Annotated in this window: 13 protein-coding genes; 8 read left to right on the top strand and 5 right to left on the bottom strand. The window is 61.5% G+C overall.

All coding sequences use genetic code 11. The features are described 5' to 3' along the window. Nucleotide 1: 1 nt before the first annotated feature. The 5 genes from QTL95_RS05525 to QTL95_RS05505 all read left to right on the top strand — a co-directional run bounded on the left by QTL95_RS05525 (nucleotide 2) and on the right by QTL95_RS05505 (nucleotide 5,857). Nucleotides 2–1,282: a D-tagatose-bisphosphate aldolase, class II, non-catalytic subunit gene (locus QTL95_RS05525; RefSeq protein ID WP_289718969.1), complete on the top strand. Its 1,281-nt coding sequence runs from the start codon at nucleotides 2–4 to the stop codon at nucleotides 1,280–1,282. Nucleotides 1,283–1,390: 108 nt separating this feature from the next. Beyond that, on the top strand, nucleotides 1,391–2,401 hold the full coding sequence (locus QTL95_RS05520; RefSeq protein WP_037179240.1) for a LacI family DNA-binding transcriptional regulator: 1,011 nt from the start codon (nucleotides 1,391–1,393) through the stop codon (nucleotides 2,399–2,401). A 109-nt stretch (nucleotides 2,402–2,510) separates the two neighbouring features. After that, nucleotides 2,511–3,659 (top strand): HlyD family secretion protein, encoded by a 1,149-nt coding sequence (locus QTL95_RS05515; protein ID WP_289718968.1) that lies wholly within the window; start codon nucleotides 2,511–2,513, stop codon nucleotides 3,657–3,659. Between the two features lies 1 nt (nucleotide 3,660). Beyond that, nucleotides 3,661–5,265, top strand: coding sequence for a DHA2 family efflux MFS transporter permease subunit (locus QTL95_RS05510; RefSeq protein ID WP_289718967.1), 1,605 nt, complete (start codon nucleotides 3,661–3,663; stop codon nucleotides 5,263–5,265). 259 nt (nucleotides 5,266–5,524) lie between these two features. Continuing rightward, complete coding sequence (locus tag QTL95_RS05505; protein WP_289718966.1) at nucleotides 5,525–5,857, top strand: DUF2934 domain-containing protein; 333 nt, start codon at nucleotides 5,525–5,527, stop codon at nucleotides 5,855–5,857. Here the strand turns inward: QTL95_RS05505 and QTL95_RS05500 are convergent. Next, complete coding sequence (locus QTL95_RS05500; RefSeq protein ID WP_289718965.1) at nucleotides 5,854–6,420, bottom strand: manganese efflux pump MntP; 567 nt, start codon at nucleotides 6,418–6,420, stop codon at nucleotides 5,854–5,856. The two genes, QTL95_RS05505 and QTL95_RS05500, sit on opposite strands and share 4 nt — an antisense overlap. A gap of 411 nt (nucleotides 6,421–6,831) precedes the next feature. Between QTL95_RS05500 and QTL95_RS05495 the strand changes: the two genes are divergently transcribed. Then, complete coding sequence (locus QTL95_RS05495; RefSeq protein ID WP_289718964.1) at nucleotides 6,832–7,437, top strand: inorganic diphosphatase; 606 nt, start codon at nucleotides 6,832–6,834, stop codon at nucleotides 7,435–7,437. A gap of 50 nt (nucleotides 7,438–7,487) precedes the next feature. On the opposite strand, the gene QTL95_RS05490 is transcribed toward QTL95_RS05495, so the two are convergent. The 4 genes from QTL95_RS05490 to QTL95_RS05475 form a co-directional block, all read right to left on the bottom strand. Then, on the bottom strand, nucleotides 7,488–8,096 hold the full coding sequence (locus QTL95_RS05490) for a cytochrome b (protein ID WP_289718963.1): 609 nt from the start codon (nucleotides 8,094–8,096) through the stop codon (nucleotides 7,488–7,490). A 155-nt stretch (nucleotides 8,097–8,251) separates the two neighbouring features. Next, nucleotides 8,252–9,259 carry an iron ABC transporter substrate-binding protein gene (locus QTL95_RS05485; protein WP_289718962.1) on the bottom strand — a complete coding sequence of 336 codons (1,008 nt, stop codon included), beginning with the start codon at nucleotides 9,257–9,259 and terminating at the stop codon, nucleotides 8,252–8,254. Between the two features lie 169 nt (nucleotides 9,260–9,428). Next, nucleotides 9,429–10,076 (bottom strand): response regulator, encoded by a 648-nt coding sequence (locus tag QTL95_RS05480; RefSeq protein ID WP_289718961.1) that lies wholly within the window; start codon nucleotides 10,074–10,076, stop codon nucleotides 9,429–9,431. Beyond that, a complete protein-coding gene (locus QTL95_RS05475) occupies nucleotides 10,063–11,448 on the bottom strand; it encodes a sensor histidine kinase (protein ID WP_289718960.1) in 1,386 nt (461 codons plus the stop codon). Before QTL95_RS05475 ends, QTL95_RS05480 begins: the two co-directional genes overlap by 14 nt. A gap of 323 nt (nucleotides 11,449–11,771) precedes the next feature. Here QTL95_RS05475 and QTL95_RS05470 point away from each other — a divergent pair, with 323 nt between their 5' ends. Further along, nucleotides 11,772–12,332: an RNA polymerase sigma factor gene (locus QTL95_RS05470; protein ID WP_289718959.1), complete on the top strand. Its 561-nt coding sequence runs from the start codon at nucleotides 11,772–11,774 to the stop codon at nucleotides 12,330–12,332. After that, a complete protein-coding gene (locus tag QTL95_RS05465) occupies nucleotides 12,329–13,306 on the top strand; it encodes a FecR family protein (protein ID WP_289718958.1) in 978 nt (325 codons plus the stop codon). The genes QTL95_RS05470 and QTL95_RS05465 overlap by 4 nt, the downstream gene beginning before the upstream one ends. The last annotated feature ends 25 nt before the right edge of the window (nucleotides 13,307–13,331 follow it).

The raw sequence follows: 13,331 nt of genomic DNA, 5'->3' as shown, positions 1-13,331 counted from the left end.
CATGCAGAAGAGCTACCTCACGGATATCGCACAATGGCGTAATGGCACCGGCGTGAAGGGCATTCCCTCGATCTGCTCGGCTCATCCCCTCGTCATCGAGGCATCGATGCTGCACGCGCTCAAGCAGGGCGCCCACCTGCTCGTCGAGGCGACGTGCAACCAGGTGAACCAGGATGGCGGCTATACCGGCATGACGCCGGCCGACTTCCGCGCCTTCGTGGAGAACATCGCGGCCGATACCGGCTTCCCGCTTGAAAGGCTGATCCTCGGCGGCGACCATCTCGGTCCCAATCCATGGAAGAGTCTGCCCGCCGACGAGGCGATGGCCAAGGCCTGCGTGATGATTGAAGCCTTTGCCAAGGCCGGCTTCACCAAGCTGCATCTCGACACCAGCATGGGCTGCGCCGGCGAGCCGGTCGCCCTGCCCGACGCGACTACCGCAGAACGCGCGGCAAAGCTTGCCGCCGTGGCCGAAGCCGCGCTGAAGGGCTCAAACGGAATCAAGCCTGTTTACATCGTCGGCACCGAAGTGCCGATCCCCGGCGGCGCCATGGAGGAACTCGACGAGCTCGAGGTGACCAAGCCGGAAGCAGCGCGCGAAACCATCGCTATCCACCGCAAGGCTTTCGAGGCCGCCGGCGTATCCGACGCGTTTGCGCGCGTCATCGGCGCTGTTGTCCAGCCGGGCGTGGAGTTCGGCAACGAGAACGTCATCGCCTACGCCCCGGAAAAGGCGGCCGCGCTAAGCGCCACGCTTTCCGACATGCCGGGCATGGTCTTCGAGGCCCACTCCACCGACTACCAGACCCGGGACATGCTGCGGCAGCTGGTCATGGACGGCTTCGCGATCCTGAAGGTTGGCCCCGGACTGACATTCGCGCTGCGCGAGGCCTATTACGGGCTCGACCAGATCGCCGCCTTCCTGTTTCCCGGCATGCGCAAGGAGACGCTGGTCGCCACCATCGAGCGCGTGCTGACGGCCGATCCGAAGAACTGGGACAAGTATTATCACGGCACGGACGCCGAGAAGCACATTCAGCGCCACTTCAGCTATAGCGACCGTATTCGTTACTACTGGCCGCAGCCGGAGATCGATGCCGCCGTGAAGGCGCTGTTCGCCCTGCTCGATGGCGTGGAGATCCCGGAAACGTTGATCAACCAATATCTGACGGGAGCCTATGTCGGCGTGCGCGACAGCAAGGTGAAGCCCGACGCGCGCTCGTTGGCTCTTGCCGCCGTCGATCGCGTGCTGGAAGATTACTTCGAAGCCTGCCGCGCCTAAAGGCGCGGCTTGCACCGGCGCAAAAGTTTTGATTGAACTGCGTCAATAATTTCAATCGATTAGACAAGCAGGCGGGACGCACGTTTGGCAAACAGACCGATCAGAACGATGGAGGACTTTTCCGAGTTCGTCGGATTGTCGCGCCCGACCGTCTCGAAATACTTCAACGATCCGAGCTCGGTGCGGCGCAAGACGCGCGACCTGATCGAGGCCGCGCTCAAGCAGAGCGGTTTTCGCCCGAACATGTTCGCGGTCAACCTCAACCGGCGCCGCAGCAACATCATCGGCATCATCATCCCGAACTCGACCGATCCGTTCTACATGGCGCTGACGCGCCGGGTCGAGCTGATCGCCAACGATGCCGGGTTTCTGGCCTTCGTGCTATCCACCGACGGCAATGCCGAGATGGAGGCGCGCGCCATCGAGACGCTGAAGTCGATGAACGTGGCCGGCGCCATCATCGCTCCGCTCGGCGTGCAATCGCACCACGAGACGCTGCTGTCGCTGTCGTCGTCCATCCCGCTGATCTTCGTCGATTCCCCGCTGGATGAAACCTCACCCTTCGTTGGGACGAACAACCGCCAGAGCTTTCAGCTGATCGTCGATTACCTGTGCCGCTCGGGCGAACCGCCCTGCTATCTCGGCATGCCCGCCGTCAATACCAACGCCCGCACCCGCGAGACCGCCTATATCGAGGCGATGTCGCAGCTGCGGATGGAGCCTGTCGTCCTGCCGATCACCAGCGGCGCAAGCTGGGATTTCGAGAAGTTCGGATATGACGAAACGCTCCGCATTCTCGGCAGCGGCGGCTTTCCGACCGGCACGGTTCTTTGCGCCAACGACCGCGTCGCCTTCGGCGCCATTGCCGCCGCCTATCATGCCGGCATGAAGGTCGGGAGGGGCTCGGACAGCAACCTGCGCATCGCCGGCCACGACGACCATCCGCTATCCCGCTACGCCTGTCCGCCGATCACCACCGTGGCGCAGAGCTACAACGACATCGGCCGCATCGCCATGGAACTCTTGCTCCGCAAGCTGGGCGAAGAGGCGGAAGGTTCGTCTTCAGGCGACGAACAGATCCTGCTCAACGCCGAGATCATGCTGCGCGATTCCGCCTGAGGCCACGCCTGCGACAAACCGCCTAGCTGGCCGCCTAACTGTCTGAAGGAACACAATACGCGATTGGTGCGTTTGCCACGCGTCCCTCCCCCAAAGACAGAGAACCGCCGTGGACCAGAATCAGCGCACCGCCCCGCAACTGGAAGAAGACGAACGCGAAGAAAAGGAAGGCGCGAAGGCGGCCGGTGCCGACACGCCGGACGAGGCGGAAGAGAAGAAGCCCTCGATCATCCGCCGCCATCCGCTCGCGACCGTCATTGCCGTTGTCGCACTCATCGCGCTTGTCGTGGTCGGCTACTTCGTCTGGCTGGTCTATTTCCATCCCTATGAGACGACGGACGACGCCTTCATTGACGCGCGCAGTTTTTCCGTCGCCACCAAGATTTCCGGCTATGTCGGCGATGTGCCTGTCTCTGACAACCAGCACCTGAACGCCGGCGATGTCATCGCCAAGATCGATCCACGCGACTACCAGATCGCACTCGACCAGGCGAACGGCCAGGTCGGCGTGGCGAATGCAGCCATCGCCAGCGCCGAGGCACAGATCGCCGCCGCCGGAGCCGCGATCGAAGAAGCCAAGGCACAGCAGACCTCGTCCGAGGCCGCGTTGCAATATGCGAAGGATGAAGACACCCGCCAGCAGCAACTGGTGAAAAGCGGTGCGGGCTCCGAACAGGCCGCACAACAGGCTGCGTCGACATTGCGCCAGAACCAGGCCAACTACGCCCAATCACAGGCGAGCGTCACCTCCGCCGTGAAGAACCAGGCCTCCGCCAAAGCGCAGAAGGCGAGCGCGATCGCCAGCCTCCACCAGGCCGAGGCCCAGGTCGAGACCGCCCAGCAGAACCTAGACTACACCACCATCACCGCCGCGCAGCCTGGCCGCATCGTCAAGCTCGGCGCGTCCAAGGGACAATATGTACAGACGGGGCAGGCGATTTCGATGTTCGTACCCGATGAGCTTTGGGTCACCGCCAACTTCAAGGAAACGCAGCTCGCCGACATGCGCCCCGGCCAGCCCGTCGACCTGACGATCGACGCCTATCCCGACCATGTCCTGAAGGGCAAGGTTCAATCCGTACAGCCGGGATCGGGCACCGCCTTCTCGCTGCTGCCGGCCGAAAACGCTACGGGCAATTACGTCAAGGTCACGCAGCGCGTGCCGGTGAAGATTGTTGTCGACAGTTGGCCTGAGGATATCGCCATAGGCCCGGGTATGTCGGTCCTGCCGACCGTAACGGTGCGTCCGAGGAATTGAGATGAGCGTCGCCTCGACCGCAAACGGCGGCGCGCGCGCATCCGCCGCGTCCAATCCATGGCTGATAGCGCTGGTCGTGTCGCTCGCCACCTTCATGGAGGTGCTGGACACGACGATCGCCAACGTCGCGCTGCGTTACATTTCCGGCGGACTTGCCGTCAGCGCCGACCAGGCGTCCTGGGTGGTGACCACCTATCTGGTTTCCAACGCCATCATCCTGGTCGCCAGCAGCTTCATCGCCAAGCGGTACGGGCGCCGGCGCTTCTATCTGCTGTGCCTTGCGACCTTTACCGTCGCCTCCATCTGCTGCGGCCTCGCCTGGAACCTGGAATCGCTGCTGATCTTCCGCATGATCCAGGGCTTTGCCGGCGGCGGCATGGTGCCGATCTCGCAGTCGATCCTGGCCGACAGCTTCCCGCCCAACAAGCGCAGCCAGGCATTCGCGCTGTTCGGCGTCGCCGTGGTAGTCGCGCCCGTCGTCGGGCCGACGCTCGGCGGCTACCTCTCCGACAATTTCTCCTGGCATTGGTGCTTCCTGATCAACGGCCCTGTCGGCGTTTTGGCCTTCGTGCTCGTCTACATGCTGGTGCAGGAACCGGATTCGCTCCGCAAGGAGCGCGCCGAAATGCGCCGCAAGAACGTGCGGTTCGACATCGTCGGCTTCCTGCTGGTCGCGACCTTCCTCGGCGCTCTGGAACTCGTGCTCGATCGCGGCCAGACCGAAGATTGGTTCGGCTCGAACTTCATCGTCGTGACGTCGACGATCTCGGCGCTTGCCCTGGCGATCTCGATCCCCTGGCTGATGACCAAGTCCAATCCCGTGATCGACGTAAGGCTGATCGCCAGCCGGCAGTTCGGCTCATGCTTCGTCGTGATGCTGGCGACCGGCGCCATCCTGATTGCCACGACCCAGTTCATTCCACAGGTGCTGCAGGAGAACTACGGCTACACCGCCACCTGGGCGGGGCTTGCGCTCTCTCCCGGCGGGCTGGTCACGATGATGATGATGTTCATAACGGGCCGGCTGTCGTCACGGTTCCAGCCCAAGTACCTGATCGCCATCGGCATGGCGATCATCGCTGTCGCCATGTGGGACATGACGCGCCTCAATGCCGATCTGAACTTCGGGTTCTTCGTCTGGTCGCGCTTCTATCTCGGTCTCGGCCTGCCGCTCATCTTCATCCCGATCACGGCCGCGTCCTACGACGGCCTGCGGCCGGACCAGACCGATCAGGCGTCGGCACTGATCAACGCTGCGCGCAACACCGGCGGCTCGATCGGCGTATCGATCGCTTCCAACGTCCTGGCGCACCGCGAGCAGTGGCACCAGTCCCGGCTCGTTGAGCACATCGTTCCATCCGATCCAAGCTATACAAGCGCGCTGCAACAAGCGACGCAAGTCTTCATGGAACGTGGCTCCAATGCGGCCGATGCTCAAACACGCGCAATGGCATGGATCGGCAATCAGGTGCAGACCCAAGCGAGCTATCTCGCCTATATCGACGTCTTTCAGGTGCTGATGGTGATCTCGCTGCTGATGGTGCCACTGGCGCTGATTTTGAGAAAGATCGATCTCAACGCCGGCGATGGTCCCGGCGCCGCATGATTTTTTCGGCTACGTCATGGTCGGACTGCGTAGGAGCAGTTGTTGGAACCTATCGCCCATTTCTTCATTAGAAGTGTAGCAAGGCATTCCTGTAGCCTCGCTCGATCGGCGAACCACCCTACTCGCTGATGGGAAATAAAAGTCCGGTGCCGGTCTCTCCGCACCGGGCTTTCCGTTGCTTGATACTCACATCTCGTGGTCGTCGACCGGAACTTTGGGCCAGCCTGTAGGTTAGATCTCGCTTACCAAGGAGCGAACAATGTCCAATCATTCGTCAACACCATCTCGCACCAATCCGGCACAGCCGATAACCGACCCCAAGACACCTGAGCAGATATGGCAGGAAGTGCGGGCTCGCGCCTATGAAATCTGGGAACAGGAAGGCAAGCCGCAGGGGCGCGATGGCGAGCACTGGGCACAGGCGGAGCACGAGATCAGTCACAGCGGCGACGCGATCGAAGGCGATGACGTGCCTAATCTCGGTGCGTTGCGCGAGGCCGCGCGCGAGCATAACGACGCCTTCGTCGTCGCCAGCGATCTTGAGGACGCCGACCAGCGCGAAGCGTCGCCCGGCACGCGCGAACAGCCCTAGCCGGCGCGCAGATGCTCGTAAAGGATCGACAGGCCGAGGACGAAAAGCGCGACCCCAGCGACGCCCTCGGCCATGCGGCCGAAACGCTCGCCGATGATGCGGCCAACCAGCATTCCGCCTGAAGACATCAGGAACGTCGCCAGGCCGATCGCTGCGGCGATGATGACGATGTTTACCTCAAGAAATGCAAGCGAGACGCCAACGGCCATCGCATCCAGGCTCGTGCCGATCGCGACCGCGACGAGCATCATGAACGATGCCGCTGGCTTGTTCTCTTCTTTTTCGGGGACGTTTCGCAGTGCGGCGTAAAGCATGTTGAATCCGACTGCCGAAAGCAGACCGAAAGCGATCCAGTGATCTACGGCGGTCACAAATCGCGCTGCTGCGACACCGGCCGCCCAACCGATGAGCGGCGTTATCGCCTCGACGACGCCGAAGACGAGCCCCGTCCGAATGGTTTCGACAAAGCGCGGTCGACCGATTGCGGCACCTCGGCCGACGGAGACCGCGAAGGCATCCATGGACATGCTGAAAGCGAGCACGATGATTGCCATGATAGACATGGGAGCGTTCCTTGCGGACATGTAAAACCTGGCCTTCCCGCTCTGTCCGAGCCGAACGGTCGTGCCACGGTCTTGCCGAACCGGTCACCCGGTCGAACGCGCCACGTGCATGCCGCACGAGCCTGTTGACGCGCCCCCGCTGCACGCGCGGTAGCTACTCCCCGATGGCCATGCGAGGTACGGGAAAGGCGCCTGGGTGTCAACCGGAAACCTGCGACATGAACTGATAAATATCTTGTAATAACAATGATTTGCAATTGCGCGTCGGAGGTGCGGAATGCTTCTGAGAAGCACTCGCAGGAGCGAGTGGCTTTGGTCACAAGAATGTCAGCGGCATCAGGGCGCGCTGTCACAGTCCTGTAACCTCCCACCAATAGGCGGAGCTCGTTTCATCCAACCAAGGGGGCCCTGATGAAGTCGTTCATTCTTGCAGCAACGATGCTGTCTGCAACCGCCACCGCGTCTTTCGCGGCCGATTACGTATCCTATCTCGATTTTCCGCAGTCCGAGCCAGACGGCAAGGAATTCTACACCGCGATCGAAATCCCGCAGGGCAGCTTCACCAAGTACGAGATCGACGCCGACACGGGTCACCTGGTTGTCGACCGCTACCAGTCGATGCCGGTCGTCTACCCGGCGAACTACGGCTCGATCACCAGCTCGCTCGGCGGTGACGGCGACCCGCTCGACGCCCTTGTTTACACCCGCGAGCCGGTCGTTCCCGGCGCCATCATCAAGGTTCGCCCGATCGGCGTCCTGAAGATGATCGACGGCGGCGAAGTGGACGACAAGATCGTTGCGGTTCCGGCGAGCGATATCGACCCGACCTATGACAAGATCAAGGAAGTCACGGATCTAGCCGAGATCGAGCAGCAGCGCCTGCAGGCATTCTTCCGCGTCTACAAGCAGCTCCCCGACAAGCGCAAGGTCGTTGAACTGAACGGCTTCGAGAACGCCGAAAAGGCCCAGGCCGAAGTTGCGGCCTCGTTCAAGGCCTATACCGAAAAAAAGAAGTAACAGACGATACAGGGGCGGCCGGCAACGGTCGCTCCTGACGAGACGCGTGGCTAGCCCGCCTGCCGCGCGACCGGCCGCAACGGGCCGGCCATGGTGGCCAGCGTCCGGTCCCTGAACACCAGCCGATGTATGAAAGCCATGGCGACATGGCCAAGAATTGCAGCCGACAGGCACCAGGCAAGGACGCTGTGCATCGCATTCGCCGGCGCGATCATCCAGCCAATCTCAACGCCTGTTTCCGGGATGATCTGGACGCCCCACAGCTTCCAGCCCTTGCCGTTTCCGTAACTGCGCAGCAGCGCCAGCGCCGGGATTGCAAACATCAGACCGTAGAGAACCACGTGGCCGGCGCGCGCAGCCGCGGCCAACCTTCCCCCGCCATGCGCCGGACGTCTGCGGCGATTGATCATGGCCCAGATGGCGCGGATGACGACCAGGATAACGGTCACCCAGCCAACGGTTCCGTGATAGGGACCAAAGGATGTAATGGTCTTCACCCAGTCGGTCGGACCGCCGAGGCGCCATAGCAGGATGGTGGTGAATTGCCAGACGAGCAGATAGGCCATAACCCAATGCAGAACGCGGCTGATGAGCCCGTAGCGCAGCGGCGAATCCATCCAGAAGTTCTGTTCGCTGCCCTGTGCCGTCACATCCATCATGTCCGCTCTTTCATGCTATCATTCTCTGTCATCGGGTCAGGCTGGCTTTTAACAGCCGAAAGGCAAAAGTGAATCCTGTCCGGTTTCACTTTTGCGTTGATTTGACAGAGAAATCGGGCCGCGGGCAGATCGTCCGCCGGCGGCCGCGTATTGCCTTACAGCAGGCCGGCGGCCGTCATCAGTTCCACGACCTTCTTGCTGTCAAGCGTCGATGCCTCGACCTTCGGCGCATCCAGATCCTTGAGCGGGACCAGCTTCGGGTTCGCGTCGCCGGCGATGGCGTACTCGAATGAATCACCGTCCTTGAGAACGGACTGGCCGGATTTGCCGGTGATCCACTTGAGAAGCGCCTGCGCTTCCTTCTGGTGCTTGCTGGACTTCAGGACGCCGCCACCGGAAACGCTGACGAAGGCGCCCGGATCCTGGTTCTTGAAGTAGTGCAGCGCGACGTTCTTGCTGTTTTCGCCGGTCTTTGCCTGGTCGCCGAACCAGTAGTAGTGATAGATGATCGCGCCTTCGACTTCGCCGGCGTTCACGGCCTTCATGGCGACGCTGTTGCCCTTGTACGGCGCGGAGTTTTCCTTCATCGCCTTCAGCCATGCGCTGGTGGCTTCCTCGCCCTTCAGCTGCAGCAATGCGCCGACGATCGCCTGGAAATCGGCACCGGCGGGAGATGCGCCCCAACGGCCCTTCCAGGCCGGATCGGCCAGATCGAGCATCGACTTCGGCAGCTTGTCTTCGGTCAGCTTGGTCTTGTCGTAGGCGAAGACGGTCGTGCGCGCAGCGATACCGGTCCAACGGCCGTCTGCCGGGCGATACTCGGCGGGAACCTGATCCAGCGTTTCCTTGTCGACCGGGGCGAACAGGCCTGCACCATCGACCAGCGCCATGGCGGGCGAGTTCTCGGTGAGGAAGACGTCCGCCGGCGAAGCGTCCCCTTCCTGGATCAGCTGGTTGGCGAACTGCGTGTCGCTGCCTTTGCGGACCGTGACCTTGATGCCTGTTTCCTTCGTGAAGCCCTCAACCCAGGCGTTGCCGAGGCTTTCGTGCTGCGCGTTATAGACAACGATGCCCTCGGCATCCTGCGCGCCGGCGCCCGAGGCAAGCGAGGTTGCGGCCAGCAGCGACAACACTGTCAATGTCATCCGGATCGACTTTTTCATCTGGTTCTCCTTGTGCGTCCCATGCGGTCGCAAACCGCCATACCGGGATCGGATGTTGCTTCCGCGGAACACCAGAGGCGCTCAAACTGGAAGAATACACTCCACTTATAACGGGAACGATACGGGACGCCATGCGGACTAAAGTCCCTAAGGCGCACCATCAGGACCATCACTCGCGAGCGCGAGTATCGCGCAGCAGCATCGCTGCCTCGGTCCGGTTTCGTGCCTTCAGCTTTTGCAGGATACGCGTCATGTTGTGCTTGATCGTCTTTTCCTGCAGGCCGAGCCGGCGGGCCACTTCCTTGTTGCTGTTGCCCTCGGCCACGAGCGCGAGGATCTGCTCCTCACGTGGCGTCAGACTGGCAAGCATATTGTCCGCGGGCAACCGCGGCGCGGCGGGCTTGAGTTCTGTGAGGATTCGTGATGCGAGGTCGGGCGAGACGTAGCTTTCGCCCGCGATCACCCGCTCGACGATATCGACCAGTTCCGAGGCGTCGACGCCCTTCAGCACATAGCCCCTTGCCCCTCCTTTCACCGCGTAGAAGAGGTCATCATCATCTTCCGATGCCGTAAGCACAATAACGACGGCATCGGGATAATCGCCAAGGATCGTCGCCAATGCCGCGTGCCCGCCGCCGGGCATCGACAAGTCTAGAAGGAGTGCGTCGGGCGAGTGCTCACGATAGGCGGCCACCGCATCATCCGCCGTCGATGCCTCGCCGACGACCTCGAACTCCGGCTCGTCCTCGAGGCTGCGAACCAGGCCATTGCGATAAATCGGGTGATCGTCCGCGACGACAATTCTATAGGTCTTCACTCTCTGCTCCGCTTGGGATCGTCATGCGCACCGTCGTGCCGGCGGTATCCGAGATCAGCTGGAATTGCCCGCCAAGGCCGGCCACCCGCTCCTCGATGCCGGCAAGACCGAGACCGAAATCACCCGGCTTCACCTGGAACCCCATGCCATTATCATGCACCGACACCTCGATCATGCCGCCGAGCTCTCTGACCTTCACCGAGATATCGGATGCTTTGGCATGCCGCGCGGCATTGCTCAATGTTTCCTGGATGAAGCGGTAGATACAGATCTTCGCCGCCTGCGACGAAACCGCGATTTCGCCGATCTCGGCCTCGACACTCGATTTCGAATGGGTCTGGTGCGTCTGGATGGCGCGGCGCGCGACCTCGTGGCCGGCGAGCGGCTTCAGTTCCGGTAGGGTCAGGCCGCGGCAGATGTCGCGGATGTCCTTGATCGCCTCGGCGATGGACTGTTTGACCTGCAGGGCATCGTCGTCGCGGGCACGCCCCTTGCTGATTGCTTCCAGCCGCAGCGCGGCGAACCCGAGCAACTGGGTCGGCCCGTCGTGAAGCTCTGCGGAAATACGCCTCAGATATCGCTCGTTCAGCGTTGCTGTTCGCTGGTTTGCCTTATCAGCGCGCGCGCGGAGCGCATCGTTGAGCGACAGCATCCGCGACAGTTCGGCCACCTGGCGGTCGAGCGAATGGCGCTGGGTAGCGATGATCTGGCTACCGCGCGCGACGATGACGAAGAGAAGCACCAGCATGCCGGCCGTGACCGAAGCCACTACCAGCCAGCTCTGCAGACGCGCGCTCCTCAGTTCCGCGCTCAGATCATCGGCTCTTTCGTAGAACTCCGCGACGCCGATGACATCTCCGGACCAGGCTTCGCGGATGGGGCTGTAGATCTCCAGAAGCGTCTGGCGGCTGTCTCGCTCCAGTTTGTTCTCATCGGCATGCAGATCATCGAACCGCGCGTGGATCCCGCCGGCGAGCGCTGTGGTGAGGCCGGTGCCAACCCGAAATTTTCTGCCGACAAGCGTTTGCTCGGTGCTGAAGATCACTGTTCCATCAGGGCGCCAGAGCTTGAACGAAAACAGCCGGCTGCGCAGAGCGCCGCGTTGCAGCGTCTCTTTTAATAGTTGCTGTGCACTCTCGCTGAGCGCTGCTCCGCTCGCCATTTCCTGCGTCAGCGGCGCGATAATGCCATCGACATATAGCGCCGTCGCCGCCGCCGAATTGCGAACCGCCGCATCCTCAATCCTGGTCGTCACCCACAGACCTATAAGAACCATGCCGATAACAAGAACGATGGCGCCAGCGACAATGAATTGCTGCGCCAGGCTAAATCGCAATCGCAGCGTGCCCGGAAAAGTCCTGTCAATGCGCAAGGCGAAACTCTCGGCTGGTGGCTTTCACGAGATCAAACTTATCCGCACGATCGCGATGACTATCAATACACACCGATACCGGCCCCTCATGTGACGACAACGGTGTGCCGGCAATATTTCAAACTGGATGCAATGCATCCGGTTATAGTGATAGACGCAGTCGCCGTCACGACGACTTTGGTCCCTAGCGTGACAGGACTGCAAGCCGCCGCTACATCAAACTTCCCGAAAATATGATTATTATAGTCATATTTTCTTGCATCGCGCGTGCGCGCTGGCTAAGACGCGACCAACCGCATCTGTCCAGAGCCTTCGAGACAATCATGACCGCGCATTGGATCGCCCCCGCAGCCGATCAATCCATGCCCCAGACCGCGCAGACCACCTTGTTGGATATGGCGATCATCGCCCACTACGAAGAACTGTGCGGCAGCATGCGGCGCAAGGGCCACCCGCCCGCGATCGCCCGCGAGATCGTCCATGACCTCTATGTGAGGCTGCGCGACAAGCATGCCGCTCTGGACGGCAAGCTGTCCTTGAAAGCTTTCCTTATCCGATCCTGCGTCAACCTCGGCATAGACCGCTTCCGGCGACAACGATTTGAGGCAAAATTGTTTTCCGGCAGCGAAACCGAGGCGCTTCAGGTGAGCGCGCCATTGGCTTCGCCCGATGTCGGCCTCGACCTTCATCACCGCATGATGATGCTGAAAGTGGCGATCATGGAGATGTCCGTCCAGCGCAGACGGGTCTTCATCGCCAGCCGGGTCGGCAAGCTGTCCTCCGAGGAAATTGCCCGCCGGCTGAAGATCAGCCGAAACATGGTGGATCGGCATTTGCGCAAGGCTTATCTCCACTGCCTCGATCGTATTGAATCCACACTGTGACCGAAGGTCTTTCGCAGCCGATGCAGGCCAAACCAACGAGCGAGAAAAAATTGCGCGAGCAGGCCGTGGACTGGTTGATCCGCCTACAGGACAATCCGGGCGACGAAGCTGTCGAGGCCGCGTTTCAGGCATGGATTTCCGCGGATTCATCGCGCTCGCTCGTCTACGAGCGCGCGAAGCGGCTAATGGGAGATGCCAGTCACCTTCTATCCAGCGATATAGACTTCACGCGAAACGCCGCCAAACACGCGCTGCCACGCGCCCGGACCGTCATTGGCGCCATCCTCGTTCTCGGCCTCTGTTCCAGCGCTTTCTATCTCGCGGACGGACCGATGCGACTGCGAGCGGATGTGATGTCCAAGGTCGGGGAACCGCAAACCGTCACGTTTGCCGATGGCTCCACCGTGGAACTCAACGCGAACTCCGCGATCGCCGTCGACCTCACAAGCAATGAGCGTCGCATCCGGCTTTTGCGCGGGGAGGCCTATTTCCATGTCGCCGCCGATCGATCCCGTCCCTTCGTCGTCGAAGCCGGCAACGGCACGACGACGGCGCTCGGCACCGCCTTTGATGTCAACCTCATGGCCGACGAAACGCGCGTCGTCGTCACCGAGCATGCCGTGGTCGTGAGCCCGCTCGATGACGAAGCGAAGCTTCAGGTGAGCGAACGCCAGCAACTGAGCTATGACGGGTACGGCCGGCTGGGAGCAGTGGAAGATATCGATCCCGACATGGCTATCGCGTGGCGGCAAGGGCGCCTTGCTTTCGACAACCGGCCGCTATCGGCCGTCGTGGAAGAGATCGCCCGATATATCCCCGGCAAGATCGTGATCGCACAGGCGACGCTGGCCGAAAAGCGGGTTTCCGGCAGCCTCGACCTCACGGCGCCGAATGAGACTCTGGATGGTTTCGCGAATGCCTTCCGCATCCGAATCACCCGCGTCGGACCTTATCTTACTGTTCTCAGCGAATAAATTTTCTAATGCCTGTCCCTAACGC

It is taken from the genome of Rhizobium sp. S152, assembly GCF_030380735.1.
Lineage (GTDB): Bacteria > Pseudomonadota > Alphaproteobacteria > Rhizobiales > Rhizobiaceae > Rhizobium.
This window is presented reverse-complemented; position numbering and strand designations above follow the sequence as displayed.

What these genes read in the sequence shown, in the direction of transcription:
- QTL95_RS05525 (WP_289718969.1), top strand. Translation starts at nt 2, where the DNA reads ATGCAGAAGAGCTACCTCACGGATATCGCACAATGGCGTAATGGCACC.
- QTL95_RS05520 (WP_037179240.1), top strand. Translation starts at nt 1,391, where the DNA reads ATGGAGGACTTTTCCGAGTTCGTCGGATTGTCGCGCCCGACCGTCTCG.
- QTL95_RS05510 (WP_289718967.1), top strand. Translation starts at nt 3,661, where the DNA reads ATGAGCGTCGCCTCGACCGCAAACGGCGGCGCGCGCGCATCCGCCGCG.
- QTL95_RS05505 (WP_289718966.1), top strand. Translation starts at nt 5,525, where the DNA reads ATGTCCAATCATTCGTCAACACCATCTCGCACCAATCCGGCACAGCCG.
- QTL95_RS05500 (WP_289718965.1), bottom strand. Translation starts at nt 6,420, where the DNA reads ATGTCTATCATGGCAATCATCGTGCTCGCTTTCAGCATGTCCATGGAT.
- QTL95_RS05495 (WP_289718964.1), top strand. Translation starts at nt 6,832, where the DNA reads ATGAAGTCGTTCATTCTTGCAGCAACGATGCTGTCTGCAACCGCCACC.
- QTL95_RS05490 (WP_289718963.1), bottom strand. Translation starts at nt 8,096, where the DNA reads ATGATGGATGTGACGGCACAGGGCAGCGAACAGAACTTCTGGATGGAT.
- QTL95_RS05485 (WP_289718962.1), bottom strand. Translation starts at nt 9,259, where the DNA reads ATGAAAAAGTCGATCCGGATGACATTGACAGTGTTGTCGCTGCTGGCC.
- QTL95_RS05470 (WP_289718959.1), top strand. Translation starts at nt 11,772, where the DNA reads ATGACCGCGCATTGGATCGCCCCCGCAGCCGATCAATCCATGCCCCAG.